Source organism: Bradyrhizobium hipponense, from assembly GCF_008123965.1.
Taxonomy (GTDB): domain Bacteria; phylum Pseudomonadota; class Alphaproteobacteria; order Rhizobiales; family Xanthobacteraceae; genus Bradyrhizobium; species Bradyrhizobium hipponense.
On record NZ_VSTH01000014.1, the window covers coordinates 229681 to 249707 of the forward strand.

The 20027-nt window shown below is 63.7% G+C and carries 19 protein-coding genes and 1 pseudogene; 6 read left to right on the plus strand and 14 right to left on the minus strand.

Features of this window, described 5'->3' with window-relative positions:
* Positions 1–12 precede the first annotated feature (12 nt).
* Positions 13–198, minus strand: a complete 186-nt coding sequence (locus FXV83_RS03985) for a hypothetical protein (RefSeq protein WP_148737886.1) — start codon at positions 196–198, stop codon at positions 13–15.
* Between the two features lie 193 nt (positions 199–391).
* Between FXV83_RS03985 and FXV83_RS03990 the strand changes: the two genes are divergently transcribed.
* A complete protein-coding gene (locus tag FXV83_RS03990) occupies positions 392–778 on the plus strand; it encodes a YciI family protein (RefSeq protein WP_148737995.1) in 387 nt (128 codons plus the stop codon).
* A gap of 6 nt (positions 779–784) precedes the next feature.
* On the opposite strand, the gene FXV83_RS03995 is transcribed toward FXV83_RS03990, so the two are convergent.
* On the minus strand, positions 785–1375 hold the full coding sequence (locus FXV83_RS03995; protein ID WP_148737887.1) for a TMEM175 family protein: 591 nt from the start codon (positions 1373–1375) through the stop codon (positions 785–787).
* Positions 1376–1502: 127 nt separating this feature from the next.
* Between FXV83_RS03995 and FXV83_RS04000 the strand changes: the two genes are divergently transcribed.
* Together FXV83_RS04000 and FXV83_RS04005 are read left to right on the plus strand one after the other, a co-directional pair.
* Complete coding sequence (locus FXV83_RS04000; protein WP_148737888.1) at positions 1503–3560, plus strand: ATP-dependent helicase; 2058 nt, start codon at positions 1503–1505, stop codon at positions 3558–3560.
* An 88-nt stretch (positions 3561–3648) separates the two neighbouring features.
* Positions 3649–4680, plus strand: a complete 1032-nt coding sequence (locus FXV83_RS04005) for an LLM class flavin-dependent oxidoreductase (RefSeq protein WP_148737889.1) — start codon at positions 3649–3651, stop codon at positions 4678–4680.
* Positions 4681–5085: 405 nt separating this feature from the next.
* Here FXV83_RS04005 and FXV83_RS04010 read toward each other — a convergent pair whose 3' ends face one another.
* Positions 5086–5370: a hypothetical protein gene (locus FXV83_RS04010; RefSeq protein ID WP_148737890.1), complete on the minus strand. Its 285-nt coding sequence runs from the start codon at positions 5368–5370 to the stop codon at positions 5086–5088.
* A 61-nt stretch (positions 5371–5431) separates the two neighbouring features.
* On the opposite strand from FXV83_RS04010, the gene FXV83_RS04015 reads away from it, so the two are divergent.
* Both FXV83_RS04015 and FXV83_RS04020 read left to right on the plus strand, forming a co-directional pair.
* Positions 5432–6403 carry an MBL fold metallo-hydrolase gene (locus tag FXV83_RS04015; protein WP_148737891.1) on the plus strand — a complete coding sequence of 324 codons (972 nt, stop codon included), beginning with the start codon at positions 5432–5434 and terminating at the stop codon, positions 6401–6403.
* A gap of 542 nt (positions 6404–6945) precedes the next feature.
* Entirely contained in the window at positions 6946–7524 is a 579-nt protein-coding gene (locus FXV83_RS04020) for a hypothetical protein (protein ID WP_148737892.1), read from the plus strand.
* Between the two features lie 374 nt (positions 7525–7898).
* Here the strand turns inward: FXV83_RS04020 and dinB are convergent, their stop codons facing one another.
* The 10 genes and pseudogenes from dinB to FXV83_RS04070 all read right to left on the minus strand — a co-directional run bounded on the left by dinB (position 7899) and on the right by FXV83_RS04070 (position 17972).
* A complete protein-coding gene (gene dinB, locus FXV83_RS04025) occupies positions 7899–9146 on the minus strand; it encodes a DNA polymerase IV (RefSeq protein WP_148737893.1) in 1248 nt (415 codons plus the stop codon).
* A gap of 183 nt (positions 9147–9329) precedes the next feature.
* Positions 9330–10505, minus strand: coding sequence for a Gfo/Idh/MocA family protein (locus tag FXV83_RS04030; RefSeq protein WP_148737894.1), 1176 nt, complete (start codon positions 10503–10505; stop codon positions 9330–9332).
* A gap of 14 nt (positions 10506–10519) precedes the next feature.
* Positions 10520–11575, minus strand: coding sequence for a sugar phosphate isomerase/epimerase family protein (locus FXV83_RS04035; protein ID WP_148737895.1), 1056 nt, complete (start codon positions 11573–11575; stop codon positions 10520–10522).
* 168 nt (positions 11576–11743) lie between these two features.
* Positions 11744–11989: pseudogene (locus FXV83_RS04040) on the minus strand (aldehyde dehydrogenase family protein); the annotation flags it as partial.
* A gap of 66 nt (positions 11990–12055) precedes the next feature.
* On the minus strand, positions 12056–12841 hold the full coding sequence (locus tag FXV83_RS04045) for an ABC transporter permease (protein WP_148737896.1): 786 nt from the start codon (positions 12839–12841) through the stop codon (positions 12056–12058).
* On the minus strand, positions 12838–13704 hold the full coding sequence (locus FXV83_RS04050; protein ID WP_187435637.1) for an ABC transporter permease: 867 nt from the start codon (positions 13702–13704) through the stop codon (positions 12838–12840). Before FXV83_RS04050 ends, FXV83_RS04045 begins: the two co-directional genes overlap by 4 nt.
* 19 nt (positions 13705–13723) lie before the next feature.
* On the minus strand, positions 13724–14785 hold the full coding sequence (locus tag FXV83_RS04055) for an ABC transporter substrate-binding protein (protein WP_187435638.1): 1062 nt from the start codon (positions 14783–14785) through the stop codon (positions 13724–13726).
* Positions 14786–14814: 29 nt separating this feature from the next.
* Complete coding sequence (locus tag FXV83_RS04060; RefSeq protein WP_187435639.1) at positions 14815–16122, minus strand: NAD(P)/FAD-dependent oxidoreductase; 1308 nt, start codon at positions 16120–16122, stop codon at positions 14815–14817.
* Positions 16123–16138: 16 nt separating this feature from the next.
* Positions 16139–16855 carry an HAD family hydrolase gene (locus tag FXV83_RS04065; protein ID WP_148737899.1) on the minus strand — a complete coding sequence of 239 codons (717 nt, stop codon included), beginning with the start codon at positions 16853–16855 and terminating at the stop codon, positions 16139–16141.
* A gap of 34 nt (positions 16856–16889) precedes the next feature.
* Entirely contained in the window at positions 16890–17972 is a 1083-nt protein-coding gene (locus tag FXV83_RS04070; RefSeq protein WP_148737900.1) for an ABC transporter ATP-binding protein, read from the minus strand.
* A gap of 208 nt (positions 17973–18180) precedes the next feature.
* Here FXV83_RS04070 and FXV83_RS04075 point away from each other — a divergent pair, with 208 nt between their 5' ends.
* Entirely contained in the window at positions 18181–19119 is a 939-nt protein-coding gene (locus tag FXV83_RS04075; protein WP_148737901.1) for a LysR family transcriptional regulator, read from the plus strand.
* A 158-nt stretch (positions 19120–19277) separates the two neighbouring features.
* On the opposite strand, the gene FXV83_RS04085 is transcribed toward FXV83_RS04075, so the two are convergent.
* The gene (locus tag FXV83_RS04085) at positions 19278–20006 is read right to left on the minus strand and encodes an SDR family oxidoreductase (RefSeq protein ID WP_148737903.1); all 729 of its coding nucleotides are present in this window, start codon (positions 20004–20006) and stop codon (positions 19278–19280) included.
* Positions 20007–20027: the final 21 nt, after the last annotated feature.

The following is a 20027-nucleotide window of genomic DNA, read 5'->3' on the forward strand; positions in this document are numbered from 1 at the left end:
TCGCGCGAAAGGTCAGAAGCCGCAGACGTTAGGCGAGCGCGGGCGCTTGCCGCGTCGGCTTTCGGCGATGCGCTCGCCGCCCTTCTCGGCGGAACTGCCGTAATAGCGGTGATGGCCGGCATGGTCGTGTAGATCGGCAGGCTCCGATTGTCCCGCCCGACGCGCATCGCAGATGATCTTGATGGTGTGACCCGACATTGCCGCCTCCAGTGTTCTTGGTGGTCATCAGTCGTGGCCCCGCCCCGCGGCGTTCACGCCAGAGGCCGGAAATCGAGTTTCGGGACGGTTTCGTCGCGCCGTGGCGGCGCAATATTTAGTGTTTCGGCTTTGTCGGCAGCGGGCGCGGTGATACGTCCTTTGGACTCGCGACAACAAAATGAACGAGGTGACGATGCTCTACGCCATCCTGGCCTACCATGTGGAAGACGAGATTTTGTCGTGGACGCCGGAGCATGACGCCGCGGTCGTGGCCAAAGTCATCGAGGTTCAAGCGCCCTTAAGGGCGAGCGGACATTTTGGGCCGGCCGCCCGTCTGGATGAGACTCGAAAGGCCCGCACCTTGCGTGGCCCCGGCGCAGGAATGGTGCTGGACGGCCCGTTTGCCGAGACCAAGGAGCAGCTCCTCGGCTTCCACCTCGTTGAATACGACACGGACGAAGAGGCAATCGCGGCGGCGCGGACGCTGCGTCAGGTCAATCCGACTGCGGTCTACGAAATCCGCCCGGTCAAGCTTTACGTGCCAGCGGATGGGTTCGGCGCGACGCCGTCGGATGGATGACCGGGCCTACGCGTCCGCCCCGGTCGGCGCGGCATAGAAGCGCTGGATCAGGAGCCCGCCGAAGGCGATGAACCACACGAAGGGCGCGACGTGCGGCGCAAACACCGCGACGATCGTGCCCGGGATGAACACCAGCAGCGGGAACAGCGACGCCATGATCTCGTGGCGCCAGCCACCCAAAATCCTCCACCACAGCCAGGCATTGAGGCCGGCGATGGCGGTCAGATGCAGGCCATAGAGCACGGCGACCGCGCTGCTCATGGCATAATTGGTGTAGAGGCCGTTGGTCACGGGCAGCAGCACGATCGAGAGCAGGAAGAACAGGTTGAGGACCACCGTACCGCGGCTGCCCACTGGCTGGCGCGCCAGCCGGCGGTGATGGCTGATCCAGAACACGCCGGCGATGATGAAGCTGAGCGCCAGACCGGCGAGCTTGCCGGAATAGACCCGGGCGAGATCGTTCCAATCGGGCGCGCCGGTGAACACAGCCGCCTTGGGCAGGTCATAGGCGAGCAGCGTCATGGCGACGCCGAAAATGGTGTTGCTGAGCGACTCCAGCCGCCGCATTTCGAACTGGTCGGGCTTGAGCTCGGGCATTCCTGGCAAGCTTTGCGGACTGGAACTTTTTGTCCGTCTCTCCCCTAAGTCCTAAATCCGGTTCCGTCCAGCCGCATTGCGATTCGCAACCAAATCGCCGACGCTCGATCTTTCACCGGGGCGATTCGTGGCGACATATCTGGACACGCTCAATGCGGAGCAGCGCCGCGCCGTCGAGCATGGCGTGGCCGAAGGGGCGACCGTGGGCGCCCCCCTGCTCGTCATCGCCGGCGCCGGCTCCGGCAAGACCAACACGCTTGCCCACCGCGTCGCGCATCTGATCGTCGCGGGCGCCGATCCGCGCCGCATCCTCTTGATGACGTTTTCGCGCCGCGCGGCGGCCGAGATGGCCGGCCGGGTCGAGCGCATCGCCCGAAAAGTGCTCGGCGAGAACAATGCCGCGATCATGCGCGACGCCTTGAGCTGGGCCGGCACCTTCCACGGCATCGGCGCGCGGCTGCTCCGCGAATACGCCGAGCGGATCGGCGTCGACCCCGCCTTCACCATCCACGACCGCGAGGATTCCGCCGACCTGATGAACCTGGTCCGGCACGAGCGCGGCCTGTCGAAGACCGAGAGCCGCTTTCCCGCCAAGGGCACCTGTCTTTCGATCTACTCGCGCTGCGTCAATGCCGAGATGGAGATCGAGAAGGTGCTCGGCCAGCATTATCCCTGGTGCGCCGGCTGGGCCGCCGAGCTGAAGAGCCTGTTCGCGTCTTACGTCGAGGCCAAGCAGGCCCAGCACGTGCTCGATTACGACGACCTCCTGCTGTACTGGTCGCAGATGATGAGCGATGCGCTGATCGCCGAGGAGATCGGCGGCCGCTTCGATCACGTCCTGGTCGACGAGTACCAGGACACCAACCGCCTGCAATCCTCGATCCTGCTGGCGCTGAAGCCCGACGGACGCGGCCTCACCGTGGTCGGCGATGACGCGCAGTCGATCTACTCGTTCCGCGCCGCCACCGTGCGCAACATCCTCGACTTCCCGCAAAGCTTTTCGCCGCGCGCCGAGCTCATCACGCTCGACCGCAATTACCGCTCGACTCAGACCGTGCTGGCGGCGGCCAACGGCGTCATCGGTCTCGCCCGCGAGCGCTTCACCAAGAATCTCTGGACCGATCGCACGTCCGCGCAAAAGCCGCAGCTCGTCACCGTGCACGACGAGGCCGACCAGGCCCGCTACATCGTCGAGGAGGTGCTGGCCAATCGCGAGCAAGGCGCGCTGCTCAAGCATCAGGCGGTGCTGTTCCGCACGTCCTCGCATTCGGGGCCGCTGGAGATCGAGCTGACCCGCCGCAATATACCGTTCGTGAAGTTCGGCGGGCTGAAGTTTCTCGACGCCGCTCATGTCAAGGACGTGCTGGCGCTGCTGCGCTTTGCCGAAAATCCGCGCGACCGCGTCGCGGGGTTTCGCATCCTGCATTTGTTGCCGGGCATCGGCCCTGCGACCGCGCAGCGCGTGCTCGACCAGATGGCAGAGAGCCCCGACCCGCTGCACGCGCTCGGCCAGCTGCCAACGCCGCCGCGCACCGGCGCGGACTGGGCCGACTTCGTCCGCACGGTCGAGAACCTGCGCTATTCGGAATGGCCGGCCGATCTCGAACGCGTGCGGCTGTGGTACGCGCCGCATCTCGATCGCATCCACGAGGATTCCGAGACGCGCCGCGCCGATCTCATGCAGCTCGAGCAGATCGCGAGCGGCTACGTTTCGCGCGAAAAATTCCTGACCGAGCTCACGCTCGACCCCCCGGATGCGACCAGCGACAAATCCGGACCTCCGCTCCGCGACGAGGACTATCTGATCCTCTCTACCATCCACTCCGCCAAGGGGCAGGAGTGGAAATCGGTATTCGTGCTCAACGTCGTCGACGGCTGCATGCCCTCCGATCTCGGCGCCGGCACCAGCGCCGAGCTCGAGGAGGAGCGCCGGCTGCTCTATGTGGCGATGACGCGCGCCAAGGACGATCTGCACCTCGTCGTGCCGCAGCGCTTCTTCACCCACGGCCAGGCCGCCAAGGGCGACCGCCACGTCTATGCCTCGCGCACCCGCTTCATCCCGGAGCAGCTGGTCTATCTGTTTGAGCGCACCGCCTGGCCGAAGGCCGCCGCCGGCGCCGCGCGCACCGCGGCGCAAGGCCCGAAGGTGGACATCGGCGCGCGCATGCGCCGGATGTGGCGGTAAAACGGAAACCGAGCATTTCCGAAAGCCACCTTGTGGCAAAGCCGTCGTCCATTAAGTCTTGAACATCTTCCCCGCAGAGACCTGATCGATGACCGCACCGCTCGAATTCGGACTGGATACCTTTGGCGACGTCACCAGGGACGCCTCCGGCGCCATGCTTGCGCATGCGCAGGTGATCCGCAACGTCGTCGATGAGGCGGTGCTGGCCGACGAGCTCGGCCTCGACTTCATCGGGTTGGGCGAACATCACCGCGCCGATTTCGCGATCTCCTCGCCCGAGACCGTGCTGGCCGCGATCGCGGCGCGCACCAAACGCATCCATCTCGGCTCGGCCGTGACGGTGCTGAGCTCGGACGATCCCATCCGCGTGTTCCAGCGCTTTGCCACGCTCGACGCGGTCTCCAACGGGCGCGCCGAGGTGATCCTCGGCCGCGGCTCGTTCACCGAATCATTTCCCCTGTTCGGCTTCGATCTGCGGGCTTACGAGGCGCTGTTCGAGGAGAAGCTCGACCTGTTCATCGCGCTGCTGTCGCAAAAGCCCGTGACCTGGGAAGGCAAGCTGCGTCCGCCGCTGAAGGACCAGCGCGTCTATCCGCCGGTCGAGCACGGCACGCTGAAGACCTGGATCGGTGTCGGCGGCAGTCCGCAATCAGTGGTGCGCGCCGCGCATTACGATCTGCCCTTGATGCTGGCGATCATCGGCGGCGATCCCGCACGTTTTGCGCCTTACGTCGAGCTCTATCACCGCGCCTTCAAGGAATTTGGCCGCCCGGCAAAGCCGATTGGCGTGCACTCGCCGGGCTACGTCGCCGAGACCGATGAAGAGGCGCGCGAAGCGCTATGGCCCGACTACAAGCCCATGCGCGACCGCATCGGCAAGGAGCGCGGCTGGCCGCCGATGGGCCGCGACGAGTTCGTCAGCGAGGCCGAGCGCGGTTCGCTCTATGTCGGCTCGCCGGAAACCGTCGCGCGAAAAATCGCGGCAACCGCAAAGGTGCTTGGCATTTCGCGCTTCCAGTTGAAGTATTCGGCCGGATCGCTGCCGCATGAGAAGCTGATGCGCAGCATCGAGCTTTATGGGCGCAAGGTGGTGCCGATGGTCAGGGAGATGATGGCCTAGTCGGAATCATCCGGATCCACGCATGCGACGCAGATCGCCCGGTGTATAACCAAACTCGCACCGCTGTGCTGACGCTGTCGGCGTATAAATCGCCGCTCGGGGACCCTGCACGTGCCTCCGCTGCGAGCGCGTTGGCCAGGTAAACGATGCGCTCGTTCCGCAGCTGATGGCGCACGTCAAACTTCTCAACGGGGTCTTACGCGCCTTGTCTCGGCCGCAACGGTGACCTATTTCTCTCTGCTTGCACTTCCATCGCTGCTTCGGGGTCACGCGATCTCGTTCCTGGGCGACTTGGATGCTGCCCACGCGTGGTCCTTCACCAAAGACCCCGCAAAGACTCTCGTGGCAGTCTGCCGCTGTTCCGGAGCGTGGGGGCGTGCGTTTCATGTACCTTGCCGGAACGCATCAATTCGCGAGCTCGTCGGAAAATTTGCAGCTGTACTGGAAATCGAGGCGCCCGAACTCCATTGGCTGACCGAGGACGAATTGGAGTCTATCGCTTTTCACGAGGGCGTCGAGATGTCCTATTTGTTCGACTAGCCCCTCCTGATCGACGCCTCCGACACCGAAAATCTCCTCGGCGTCAAGGCAAGCAGCCTCGAGGCGATGATCCGGGATACCCTGCCTGCAGGGCAGGCGATTTAGCTTCGACAGGCTTCCGCTTTCAACATCAAGCAAATAGATGATCACCGTGCGCGACGGGCACCGTGGTGGCCCTGCGAACATCCACAAGAGCTGATGGAGATGGAATATGAAGATCGACCGCCGAACCTTTGGCCGCGCCGCGCTTGGCGCAGGTACCTTGGCCCTTGCAGGCACCGGCTCCTTCGCAGCGAAGGGTGCAACACCTGATACGACCACAGCCGCGCCGCTACCCGCCGCCCATCGCTTCGCCCTCGGCGACTTCACAATCACGGCGCTCAGCGACGGCTTCCTCAATCTCGGCCTTGATCTCTTTCCCGCCGCCGATCCGGCTGCCGCGGAGGCGCTGCTGACGAGAGCGTTCCTGCCGAAGACTATCGCCACCTCCGTCAATGCCTACCTTGTCACGCGCGGCAGCCGGCGCATACTCATCGATACGGGCACGGCATCGGCGATGGGACCAACGCTCGGCCACCTACCCGAGGCGCTTGTCGCGGCTGGCGTCAAGCGCGAAGAGATCGACACCGTGATCGTGACCCACCTGCATCCTGACCACGCGAACGGCCTGATTGGCGCGGGCGGCGAGGCTGCTTTTCCCGCGGCTGAAATTGTGGTTGCCAACGTCGAATTCGCTTTCTGGCACGACGACGGCATCCTGTCCCAGGCGCCTGACCCGATGAGGCCATTCTTCGAAATGGCACGCAAATCGCTCGGACCGTACCGCGGCAAGATTCGGCAGATGGGCGGCGAGGTTGAAATCGCGCCTGGCATCGCAGCGGTGCCCGCGCCCGGCCACACGCCGGGACATCTCGCCCTGCGGATTGGCTCTGGCGACGCCAACATGCTGCTCTTCACGGACGTCATCCACTCATCGACGTTGCAATTCGCACATCCTGAATGGGCGATAGCCTTCGATGTGGACCAAGCGGCTGCGGTCGCCACCCGCAAGAAGGTGCTGGATATGGTGTCGGCCGATCGCCTACTCGTAGCCGGTATGCACTTGCCCTTCCCCGGCGTCGGTCACGTCACGCGTGAAGGCAACGCCTACAGCTACATCCCGATGCCTTGGCCGGCACTGTGAGCTCGATAGCGGCGTCTTCTGAAGATCGTTGGGCCGGCCATAGCCATGCGTGCCGGCTTGCCGAGCTGTGGCTCGCGAAGCATGGTGGGGAGGCAGGACTCGAACCTGCGAAGCCATCAGGCGGTTGATTTAAGGCGTTCCCTTTCCCAATGAACACAACCGATGGCTAGGGCGTGAGCTCATCAACGCTATGAGTACGCGCCCTAGTTCAGCGCATCGCGCGTTCGTGAGTTCGACTGCCGGTTCGGTTGAGAACTGGGACATCGTGAGCCTTGGGATCGAGCGTTCATTTCGTTCTAAGCGCCGTACGGGTCGGGCCTCTTTCCTAAAGCTGTCATGCCTTGTCCGAACCTGCTCCGAGCCCACCATCGTCACCCACAAACGCGCGCGTGCAGAGTGGCAGCTTTTGCCGGGTCGCATTTGCCGATGTGAAACACGCGCTGGTCGGCATTCTGGACAACCCCTTGATGGCAAAGGCCATCGGAATTGGCACGTGCGTTGCTAGTGAGACGAGCGTTTGCAATTGACAGTGGAATTCGTGCATGAGCATCAGCACTGTAGCCAGCGGAAGCCTGGCGATTTGGCCTTCTTCCGCCCGTCAGGCGAAATCTCCTTCGGCAGGCGGTGCACAAGCCGACGCCTCGAAATTAGCAGCCGGCATGAGCGCCGATGCGCCTTACGATGCGATCAAGGTCGATCTGCCGAACGGCATGTCGATCGGAGTCGTCAGCTTCGGCAACGTGGGTTTCGATAGCGTCACTCTCAAGACCATTGAAGACTTCGTGCAGAGGCTGGCGAGCAAAGAGACCTCCGGGCATCAGGCGTCAGGCACGGACGGAGCAAGCTCAATTTCTGATGCCCAAGACGGCGAGGCGCCGGGTGTCGTCGGACTAGACAAGATACACGTGGATCTTCCGAACGGGATCTCGTTCGAGGTCTGCCACTCTTCCGGAGGTCAGCCAGCGGACAGCCTGGCCATCATGAAGGAGCTCACAGATACTGCCGCGGAGCTGGCCGAAGTCTTTCGAATCTACTCGCCAGCTTCGAGGGCGGCGGCCGCCTATGCCTCTAGCCAGGCAGCGTTACCCAGCCGCGCAAATGAAGTTGATACTCGGACTTGAGAGGGCGCTCTTTGTGCTGAGCATGCGGGGTTGGCCGATCGCGGTCGACTCCACGGCAAACGGCAAAGTGGGTGCCTGCTTGGTCACGGTGTCAATGACCGGTGACCGACATCAATCTCGCTCGTCTTGCTGCGCATGATCTCCTCCGTGGAGCTGCAGCCCGGCAAGCACAAGCGAGCTCAAGGATGCTGCTCATCGACAGCGCGGCGGCGCTTACGCCCCCGCTCTCCAATCGTCAACGACCGCTGCCTCGTCGATGCTCCAGAACTGCGCTTCGTCGGCCATGGCGATCGAGCGGTCGAATGTCACAATGTGCAAGTGGTCACACGGGCTTGTGAATGGCAGAGCACGATGCTGCAAGCTTCCTATGACCATCACAGGTCCTTTTCGGCGAGTTCGCGAAACTCGTCAGGAACCGAACGCGAGATGCCGAGCGCCACGGAGCCATATCCGATCGCATCCCGTCCAAAACGATCGCGGATCTTATCGACGGCACGGTCGGCCGCCCAACGCGCCAGGCCTATTTTGCTGCCAGGGCGGCGCGGTTCATCTCGAAGCCCAAGCGGAAGCTCCAGCTCAAGATCCCAGTCCTCCTCGATATGCGAGACGGAGATCGCGAGGAGCGAAATGATCTTCTCGTCAGGGTGATCTGCGAGGACGGCACGCACCAGGTCCTCGGCGAGTTCGGCAAGGATCATGGTCGCCGCGATAGGCGCGTTGAGCGTTACCGAGCGCGTAGCTGAGTTCAGGCCGGCGAAGCGAACGCGGACCGTCACGGTTCGGCCCGGCCTGCCCTTGGCCCGGAGCCGGGTGCCGATTCGATCTGCAAGGTGAACCAGGGTTGGTCGAAACACCCGCTCTTCGGCAGGCTTCCTGCCGATCGCCGATTGTGCTCCCGCCGATCGGGCGCGGCGGTGAGCCTTGACCTCGCGTGAATCACGATTCCATGCCAGCGCTGCAAGCTTCTCTCCTGCCGCAGGACCGAGTAGCCGCTCAAGCGAGCCTCCCGGTGTCTTCGCCAAGTCTCCGATTGTGAGCACGCCGATCTCGGCGAGCCGGGCTTTTGTGACCGGGCCCACTCCCCACATCAGCTCGACCGGCAGATCGTGAAGGAATTGCAACTCACTGTCAGGATCGACGACCACCAGCCCATCGGGCTTGGCCACTTGCGAGGCAATCTTCGCAAGATGCTTGGTGCGAGCCACGCCGACCGAAATCGGCAGGCCGAGTTCAGCCCGGACGCGTTGGCGGATTGTCCTCGCAATTTCGTCGGGTGGACCGAACAGATGGGTACAACCAGCAACGTCGGCGAAGGCTTCGTCGATTGAAATCCGCTCCACCATAGGCGTGAAATCGCCGATCAGCTTGATGGCGGCGTCGCCCAGCCGCTGATATTCCTTGAAATGACCGCTCACAAAAGTGAGTTGCGGACAGAGCTCGCGCGCTCGCCGTCCCGGCATCCCTCCGCGGACCCCGAACGCCTTGGCCTCGTAAGACGCGGCAAGTACAACTCCGCCGCCGACGGCGATGGCTTTGCCGCGCAATGAAGGATCAAGCAGCTGCTCTACCGAAGCATAAAAGGCGTCCAGGTCCGCGTGGAGGATGGTGGCTGTCGTCGCCATCCGACCGTTCGTCCGTCACGTCTCGAGGAAACTCTTGACGGAACATAATGAGAACATCAACAGTGAGTGTCAAGCCGGCCTGCGAACCTGTCCGACTGAATCATGGCCGGCGGTCAAACGCGTCGTAAGACGCGATCGGCACGGCTACGGAGCCAAGGTTCAGCTCAACAGAACTGTCGGCATCTACGTCATTCGAACCCAGGCGCCATTGCTTGCAGACGAACTCACCGCAGCGTCGATGAACTTCACGCCGGCGAGGCCATCCTCGACGGTCGGGAAAATCACCGCCGGATCCGGTGCTTTGCCGGCCTGTGCCGCACGAATGGCGCGTGCTGCCTCAGCATAGATCGTTGCAAAACCCTCAAGATATCCTTCGGGGTGCCCCGATGGCACGCGGGTGACGCGGCCCGCCTCGACCAAGGCCCCGGCACCGCCGCGGGTCAGGAGCTGCTTGGGCTGCCCGTAACGCGTGAACCAGAGATAGTTCGGATTTTCTTGCGCCCATTCGAGCCCACCCTTGGTCCCATAGACGCGCAGCGTCAGGCCGTTCTCATTGCCGACCGCGACCTGGCTCGCCCAAAGCATCCCTTTGGCACCGCCCTTCCACTTGAGGAGGATCTGGACGTCGTCATCGAGACGCCGGCCGCCGACGAAGATCGAAAGTTGCGCGAGCAGTTCCTCAAGCTCGAGGCCAGTGACGAAGCAGGCGAGATTGTAGGCGTGGGTGCCGATATCGCCAATGCAACCGCCGGCGCCGGAACGGGTCGGGTCCGTGCGCCACGCGGCCTGCTTATGGCCGCTTGTTTCCAACCGCTCGGTCAACCAATCCTGCAGATATTCGGCCTGAACGAGCCGGATCTCGCCGAGATCACCGTTCGCCACCATGGCGCGGGCCTGTCGGACCATGGGATAGCCCGTGTAGTTGTGGGTCACGACGAAGACCTTGCCCGTCTTCCTGACCAGTTCAACCAGTTCCTCTGCCTCGGCGAGGCTCGTGGTGAGTGGTTTGTCGCAGATGACGTGGATGCCGGCTTCAAGGAACGCCCTGGCGACCGGGGCGTGCAGGTGGTTGGGGGTCACGATCGAGACCACCTCGATGCCGTCCGGGCGCGCCCCCTCCGCCTTCGCCATCTCTTCGAAGGAGGTATAGGCGCGGTCGTCGGCGATACCGAGCTCCCGAGCCGAGGCTTTTGCTCGCGCCGGATCCGACGCCAACGCACCGGCCGTCAGCACAAATTGGTCGTCGATACGCGCGGCAGTACGATGGACGGCGCCGATAAAAGCCCCCTGGCCGCCGCCGACCATGCCCAGCCGGATACGAACATGACCGCCGCCCCCACTGCTTGCCTCAATAATCATTTCTTGTTCCTCGATCAGGAGATGCCGAGCATCTTGCGGTTCATCCGGTCGTCTGCGCCGGAGCCCGCGAAATCGTCGAACGGCTTCTCGGTCACCCGAATGATGTGCCTTTTTATGAATTCGGCGCCCTCGCGCGCGCCCTGCTCAGGATGCTTGAGCGCGCATTCCCATTCCAGCACCGCCCAGCTGTCGTAGTCGTACTGCGTGAGCTTCGAGAAGATCGCGCCGAAATCGATCTGTCCATCGCCTGGCGAGCGGAAGCGGCCGGCACGGTCGACCCAGTTCTGGAACCCGCCATAGACGCCTTGGCGGCCCGTCGGGTTGAACTCGGCATCCTTGACGTGGAAGGCTTTGATCCGCTCGTGGTAGATGTCGATGTAGTCGAGATAGTCGAGCTGCTGCAGCACGAAGTGCGACGGGTCATAGAGCAGGTTCGCGCGCTTGTGGCCCTTCACCCGATCGAGAAACATCTCATAGGAGACGCCGTCGTGAAGGTCCTCGCCCGGGTGGATCTCATAGGCGAGATCGACACCGTGCTCGTCCGCAAAGTCGAGGATCGGCCGCCATCGGCTGGAGATCTCGTCGAAGGCGGCCTCGATGAGGCCGGCTGGACGCTGCGGCCAGGGATAGACATAGGGCCAGGCCAACGCGCCGGAGAAGGTCGCCTGCGCCGTGAGCCCGAGGCGCCCTGAGGCGCGAATTGCGCGCTTGACCTGGTCGACGGCCCACTCGGTGCGTGCCTTGGGATTGCCGCGCACCTCCGGCACGGCAAAGCCGTCGAATGCTGCGTCATAAGCCGGATGCACGGCGACGAGCTGGCCCTGAAGATGGGTCGAGAGTTCGGTGATGGAAAGTCCGTGTTCGGCTGCTATCCCTTTCACTTCATCGGCATAGTCCTGGGACTCCGAGGCCTTGTTGAGGTCGAAGAGTCGCCCGTCCCAGCTCGGGATCTGAATCCCCTCATAGCCGAGCGAGGCAGCCCATTCGCAAATCGCATCGAAGGAGTTGAACGGCGCCGCATCGGCCGTGAACTGAGCGAGGAATATCGCCGGTCCCTTGATCATCTTCATCTCGTGCTTCCTTCTCCCTGGATGCTCCAGCAGCACGTGCCTGCCGAGCGCGATATCTCAGCAAAACGAAATGTCGCCATCAAGACCGCGCGCGGTCCGCTTCATCACCTCTGGTAGCGCGATGTCGGCAGCCTGATTTCGAAGGGGGGTTGTCCTGGAGATGACGTTCTATCGATAAAATCCGAGAACGGCCTTGGTCTCGAGATATTCCTCCATACCCTCAAGGCCATATTCCCGGCCGTTGCCGGAACGCTTGTATCCGCCGAAAGGTGCGTTCGGGTCCCAGTCAGGATAGTTGAGATGGACCTGACCGGACCAGATCTGCTTGGCGACCGCCCGCACCGGGTCCATGTCCCTGCCCTGCACATGGGCGCCGAGGCCGTAGACAGTATCGTTGGCGATCTCGATCGCCTTCACGGGCAGGATGCCATTTCCATCCTCGCGATCAATAATTGCGTCTCCCGCAAGCGCCAGGGTGCCTTACGAATTCCTCCGCAGTCGTGCGCTTGCGAGCAGCACCAGCATGAAGGAGGCCGCCGTCATCAGGGTCGAGATCGCGGCGATGGTTGGGTCGATCTCGTCGCGCAACGCAGTGAACATGCGCTTGGTCAGCGGTTGATATTGGCCGCCTGAGATGAACAGGGCGACAATGGTCTCGTCCATCGCCGAAATGAAGGCAAAGATGCCGCCGGCGACCACGCTGGACTTGATCTGCGGCAGCGTCACCGCGAAGAAGCTGCGCAGGCGGTTCATGCCGAGGCTGCGCGCCACCATCTCCTGCGCCGGGTCAAAGCTCTGCAAGCCCGCCAGCACGGAGATGACGACGTAAGGCAACCCAAGCATCACGTTCGCCAGCACGAGACCGGGCAAGGTCGCGACCAGCCCCACCTTGGCATACACGAAAAAAATGCCGACCGCGGTGATGATGATCGGCACGACCAGCGGCAACAGCAGCGCCATGTGGATGATGCGCATGATGCGCAGCTTCGACTGGCTGATGGCATAGGCGGCGGCAATGCCGAGCGGCGTCGCGATCAGGACGGTGAGAAGCGCGACCGTCAGCGTCACCCGCGTGGCCTGCATCCAGGCGGGATTGGAAAAATACTGCTGGTACCAGCGCGGCGACAGAGACGGCGGCGGGAAGGTCAGGAAGCGCGCACTGGAGAACGAGATCGGCACGATGATCACGATCGGCAGGATCAGATAGACCAGCACCAGCGCGCTGATCACATACAGGACGATCCGGGCGGACGACGGTCGCATCATTTCTGCCCCAACACCCGATCGAGCGGGATGAATCGGCTGACGACCACGAAGATCAGGAGCACGCTGGCGAGCAGCACCACCGCCACGGCGCTTGCGGCGCCGAACTGGTTGTAGAGCTCGACGTTGCGGCTCACCAGCATCGACACCATCACGGTGCGACCGCCGCCGAGCAGTTCCGGCGTGATGTAGAAGCCGAGACAGAGCACGAAGACCATGGTGCAGCCCGCGAGCACGCCCGGCAGCGATAGCGGCAGGAAGACGCGGACGAAGGAGAGCGACGGGCTTGCGCCAAGGCTGGCGCCGGCCTGCATCAGCTCGCCCGGAATCTTCTGCATGGTCGCGTAGAGCGGCAGCACCATGAAGGGCAACAGGATGTGCACGGTCGCGACCACCGTGCCGAAGATGTTGTGGACCAGCGCGAGCGGCTCGCCGATCACGTCGAGATAGCGCAAAAACTGGTTGATCACGCCGGTGCGCTGAAGCAGCGCCAGCCAGGCATAGGCCCGCACCAGCACGCTGGTCCAGAACGGCAGCACGACCAGCGACAGGATCAGCATGCTCCATCCTTTCGGCACGGCATTGGCGAGGTACGCCACGGGATAGCCGAGCAGAAGAGCGATCACGGTCACCGCAAGGCTGATCTCGAACGTCAGCGCGAAGCTGCGCCAATAGATGTCCTCGGTGAAGATGCGACGATAGTTCTCCAGCGTAAAACCGTCATGATAGATCGATTGCCAGGCGAGCCAGCCGACCGGCAGCATGATCAAGAGCAGGATCACGAGCAGCGCCGGCGACACCAGGGCCAGCATCAGCCCATGCTCCCGGCGCTGATGCTTTTGAGAGGAATCCGGTGCGGTTGTCATCGACGCTGTCTCGCTCGTCTTACTTCTGCATGAACGACGCCCAGCGCTTCTCGGCCGCCTCGCCGGCCGGCGACGACCACCACGCGTAGGACATCAGCGCCTGCTTGGCCGCATTGGCCGGCTCGCTCGGCAACTGCGCGGCGCGTTCCGGCTTGATCACGTTGGTCTCGAACGCCTTCGGATTGCCCGGGCCGTAGTCGATGTGGACCGGCAGGTTCGCCTGGTGCACGGGATCGACGGCCTCGTTGAGGAAATTGACCGCGGTCCCGAGATTCGGCGCACCCTTGAGGATGCAGAGCGAGGTGCTCTGCAAAATGCCCTGATTGTAGGTGAAGGCGACCTTGGCGCCTTCCTTGGCGACCGCGCTGACGCGCCCGTTCCAGGCCATTTCCATGTCCACCTCGCCGTCATTAAGAAGTTGTGCCGACTGCGCGCCGGAGGTCCACCACACCGTGATGTGCGGCTTGATCTCTTCGAGCTTCTTGAAGGCGCGATCGACGTCGAGTGGATAGAGCTTGTCGGGTGCGACGCCATCGGCCATCAATGCCGCCTCGAGCGTGGCAATCGGATGGTTGCGCAGCGCGCGGCGACCGGGGAATTTCTTGACGTCCCAGAAATCGACCCAGCTGTTCGGGGCATCCTTCGGGAACGTCTTCTGGCTGTAGGCCAGCACGCTGGAATAGAACTCGTACGACACCGAATAGGGGCTGCGATAGGCCTCGGGCATCGCCGCGGCGTTTGGAATCTTGGAGAAGTCGAGTTTTTCGATCAGCCCCTGCTCGCCGCCGCGCAGGCAATAGCCGGTCGGGGTGTCGACGACGTCCCAGATCGGCTTGCCGCTGCCGACCTGGGTCTTGATCGCGGGCCAGGCGTCGGGAATCGAATCCTGGTTGATGGTAATGCCGAGCTTCTTGGCGGACGGATCGAGGATCGCCACCGTCTGGGCCTGCTGATAGACACCGCCCTGCGAGACAAAGGTGATCTGCTCGGCGGCGTGAGCCGCGGTTCCCGTGAGCACGATCGCGCCGAGCGAAGCGCCCAACAGGGCATAGCCAATTCCAAGATCCCGTTTCATCTTCATCCTCGCCTCCTCTGTCACCACACAAGATCTCATTGTCCGATCGCATCGAGAAACTGGTACCAGCCGGCAACCATGCGCACGGCGGGCTCGCGCAACGGATAGAATGGAATGGCCTTCATGCGCCGCGCATCGAGCAGCCCGACCTCGGGCGTCTCGCCGCGCACGAAGGCGGCGAGATAGCGGCCCATCAGGCTCGACATCGCAACGCCCGCGCCGTTGTAGCCCATCGAGAACAAGATGCGGTCGTCGAGCCGGCCGATATGCGGCACCGAGTCCAGCGTCATGCCGACGAGGCCCGACCATTTGTAGGCGAGCCGAACTTCGGCGAGGTCGGGGAAGATGCCGACCATCGCCTTGCGCAGGGCGTCGAAGGCGGCTTGCGAATCCTGCTTGCCGAAGGCGCCGCGGCCGCCGAAGATCACCCGATTATCGACCATGCGGAACCAGCGCATCATGCGCTTGGTCTCGGTGTAGGTGCGTCCCGTCGGCATCAGCCGTCCGGCGAGATTGCGCGACAACCTGTCGGTGGCGATGATGGCGCTGCGAAACGGGATCAGCGTGCGCTGCATGTGCGCGGTGGCATCGGTCAGATCCGAATAGCTGTTAGTGGCGATAATCGCCTGCTTCGCGCGCACCGCGCCTTGCGGCGTCTGCGCGACGATTCCGCCGTTGTCGCGGCGGAGCTTGACTACCGGCGATTCCTGGAAGATGCCGACCCCGCAGCGCGCCACGCCATCGGCGAGACCGCGCAGATAATTCAGCGGATGGATGCCGCCGGAGCCGGGATTGAGCACGCCGCCGACGAATACGTCGGAGCCGGTCTCGTCACGCACCTCGCGTCTGTCGAGGATGCGGACCTCCGCATCACCCATCTCGCGCTTCATCCAGTCGGCCTCGTCGGTCGCGGCCCGGAGCGTGGTCTCGTTGTGCGCGGCCTTGACCTGGCCGGCGCGGGTGAGCTGCGCGCTGGCGATGCCGAACTCGGAGACCAGCTCCTCGACGATGTCTGTGGATTCATGCGCGATCTCGTACATGCGCCGCGCCATGGCGCGGCCATGCACGGCGTCGATCTCGCGGAACGACAGCCGGAACTTTGCGGTGATCACGCCGCCATTGCGGCCGCTTGCGCCCCAGCCGGGGCGGTTCGCCTCCAGCACGATCGGCGACAGGCCGCTTCTAGCGATGTGGTGCGCAGCCGAGAGGCCGGTGTAGCCCGCGCCGATGATCACCACATCCGCCTGATGCTCGCCCGACAGCACGGGACATTCGCGCGCCGGCTCCGCCGTGGCGGCCCACAGCGAGTTCGCCGATGGCAGCGCGCTCCAGTCCCGTGTCATGCCCGCGCTCACCGATTTAAGCCGCGGGCCCGATCGCCGCGTCGGCGAGCGCTTTCAAGGTCGGGAAATGGAAGTCCGGCTTGGTCAGCGTCTCGACGGCCGGCGTGCCGCCAAAGCCCGCGATGCCCTGGCGGCGCTCGATCCAGCAAACCTTGTAGCCGAGCTTCCGCGCGATCCCGATGTCGTGGTACTGGCTCTGCGCGACGTGGAGGATGTCGGACTGCTTGTAGCCGAAGGCGGACTGGCGGCCCTTGTTGTAGGCGAAGAATTCCGGGTCCGGCTTGGCCACGCCGGTGTCGTCGGCACACACGGTGTCGTCGAAAGGGTTGCCGAGCGCATGCGCGTAGCAGGACAGTGCGACGCGGTCGGCATTGGTCATTGCCACCAGGCGGAATTTCGTACGCAGACGCTTGAGTGCCTCGACCGAGTCCGGGAACGGCCCCCAGCGCAGCACCGCGAGCTGAAACACGTCGCAGGAGGCGTCGTCGGCGAGCAACCCGAGCTCCTTGGCGAGGTAGCGGTAGACGTGGAACATCACCTCGCTCGAGCGCTCATGGTGCCGGTCGCGGCCCCGCTTGTAGGATTCGAAGATCTGGTCGTCGCTGAGCTCGGCCGGCGTCTTGCCCGAGATCCTGCGCACCGCGGCGAGCACACCGGTCTCAAAATCGATCAAGGTGCCGACGACGTCGAAGGTGAGGACCTTGAAATTGCTGAACGAGGCTGCTGACGACATTTTGGCTTCTTCTCTCGGTTGAACAAGGCTGGCATCAGTCTCCCACCCGGGGCACGATAATGGTGTCCTCGTGGTGAAGGGTGACGGTGAGGCTGCCGCCGAGCGGCGGAATGCGCTGATAGGCCTGGTGGTAAGCCGGCTGGCGCAGGCTGAGCGCGATGCCGCCTTCGAGCGCCAGGAATATGCGCAGGCTCTCGCCCTGGTAGACGATGTCGGTGACCGTCCCGGTCAGCCGGTTGCAGGCGGCATCCTGCGCGCCGTCGTCGATCAGCAGCTTTTCGCTGTGCACGGCGAGCATCAGGGCATCGCCTGAAGGAATGGCGCGGGCGCTGCGCAAAGAAGCGTTGCCGAGCGCGACGCTGGAGGCATCGACGCGGCGAACCGGCAGCAGGGTTGCCTCGCCGATAAAGCTTGCAACGAAGGAGTCCGCGGGATGATCGTGCAGGCGCTCGGGCCGGTCGATCTGGATCAGCCTGCCGTCTTTCATCACCGCGACGCGGTCGCTCATGGTCAGCGCCTCGCGCTGGTCATGGGTGACGTAGATGATGGTGGCGCCGATACGCTTGTGCAGTGCGCGCAGCTCTATCTGCATGGATTCGCGCAGCTGCTTGTCGAGCGCGGAGAGCGGCTCGTCCATCAGGATCAGCCGCGGCTCGAAGATCATGGCGCGCGCCAGCGCCACGCGCTGGCGCTGGCCGCCGGAGAGCTGCGCAATGCCCCGCGCTTCATAGCCGGCCAGACCGACCATCGCGAGCGCGGCGCGCACCTTGTCGGGCCAGCCCGCTTTCGGCAGGCGCCGCGCACGCAAGGGGAAGGCGACGTTCTCGCCGACGCTCATATGCGGGAACAGCGCGTAGTTCTGGAAGACGACACCGAGATCGCGCTTGTGCGGCGGCATATAGGTGACGTCGCGGCCGCCGAACAGGATCGAGCCGGACGAGGGCAGAATGAAGCCGCCCAAAATGCCGAGCAGCGTGGTCTTGCCGGAGCCGGAGGGGCCGAGCAGCGAGACGAACTCGCCGGCGCCGACATTGAGGGACACGTCGTCGAGGGCGCGAACTGCGCCGTAAGCCTTGCTCGCGGACCTGATCTCGACGCTTTCCGCTCGTTTGTCCAACGATCGACCTCGCCATGTCCCTCAGGCGTGCCTCACTGCACGCCATAAGCTTGCTTTATAGACAGGCCTTCGGAGCAGTCCGGATTGCAGCGTGCGCTGCAACCAATCTTCGCTCGCGAGCCCTATCTTTCAGCTGTCATGCCAATGACACCAGACTTGGCCAAACTCGGCAATTGCCAAATTCTTACCGGCCTCATAACATGGCGTTATGCCCGAGCTGCGCCGGATGCTGCCCTCCAGTAACGCCCTGTTCGTCTTCGACGCAGCGGCGCGCAACGGCAGCTTCACGGCGGCGGCCGCCGAATTGAACGTCACGCAGCCCGCGGTGAGCCGAATGCTCGGCCAGTTCGAGGAGCATCTCGGCGTGCGCCTGTTCGACCGCAAAGCGGGACGCGCCGTGCTCACAGAGGAAGGCGAACTCTTGTATCGCCGCGTGCTGGAGGGCTTTCGCAGCATCGAGACCGGACTGGTCGAGATCGAGCGCCGCCGCAAAGGCACTGAGACCGTCACGTTGTCGGTGTCCTCCGCCTTCACGACGCATTGGCTGATGCCGCGGATCGACAAGCTCCAGCGGCAGTTTCCGAGAGTCGATTTGCGCTTTCAGCTGATCTCGGGCGCATTGCGCGGGCCGGTGGAGAATGTCGACCTTGGCATGCGCTTTCGCGATCGCGATGAGCCTTCGGCCGGCGGCACGCTGGTGATGAAGGAGGTGATGCTGCCGGTGTGCAGCCCCGGCTATCTCCGTCAGACCGGGCAGGCGGAAGGCAACACCATCATTCGCCTGGCCGAGACGCCCGGCGACTGGGCGGCGGACTACCCATCCTTTCTCACGAAGCGCCGCGGTGCGGCGAAGACGCTGAGCTTCACCGACTATGCCGTCGTGGTGCAGGCCGCCCTGCTCGGCCAAGGCATCGCGCTCGGCTGGCTGACGGTCACCTCGCACTGGCTATTGACCGGTGCGCTGACGCCGGCATCCGACGCGCTCACCACCACCCGGCGGATCTGCGAATTCCTGCCGCCGCGCAATCGGCCAATGCGGCCCGTCGCCGCCGAGATCCGCGACTGGATCATCGAGCAGATGCAAAGCGAGCTCACCGCGATCGACCGCCTTCACCCGAAGCTCGGCTTGATATCGGCCTGCTATTGATGTGATTGCGCCACAACGCAATGTCCGCCTTGGCGGATCCGAGTAACGTGCCGAACTCATCGAACACTGCGGCGCGCGCACTGCCTGTGCCGACGTCGATGCCCAGAAAATGCTTTTCGCACATGCTCGGTGATCCCCATCGTGCTTGGCGATGACGTTTACAAGTCGTTGCTCTGCGGCAGGATGACGAGATCGCGGATGGTGACATTCCTCGGCCGCGTCAGCATGAACAGCACGGCCTCGGCCACTTCGGCCGGCTGCATCAAGCCTCCGGCTGCCAATTCGTCATCGAGCTTTTCCTTGGGCCAGTCCTTGATCAGGGCCGTGACCACGGGACCAGGAGCCACGGCGCCGACGCGCAGCCCATGCTTGGCGACCTGCCGCCTGACCGTATGCACGAACGCCTGAACGGCATGCTTGGAAGCGGTGTAGATCGGCTCCCAAACCACCGGCACCAGACCAGCAATCGAGCTCGTCACGATGATGTCGCCAGTCCCGCGCGCGATCATGTGCGGCAGGACGGCATGGACCGAACGGAAGGTAGCGTTCACGTTGAGGTTCAGCACGCGGTCCCAGACATCGGGATCCCCGTCCACAATATCGCCGCCGACGTAGGTTCCGGCATTGGCGTGGAAGATATCGAGTTGGCCCGCTCGGTCCAGTATCCCCGGCATCATGCGGCTGACGCTTTCAGGCTTGGTGAGGTCGATCGTCAACGGGACGGCCTCCGGGCCGAGGATTGCGCAAGCCGAGTTCAAGGCATCCTCGTCACGGTCGACCAGCACGACGCGCGCGCCCTCGCGCAGCAGAATCCTGGAGCATTCCAGACCGATCCCCGAAGCCGCTCCCGTGATGGCGGCTACTTTTCCGGACAGCGTGAGAGTCATGGCGTTCCTGTTGCTTGGGGT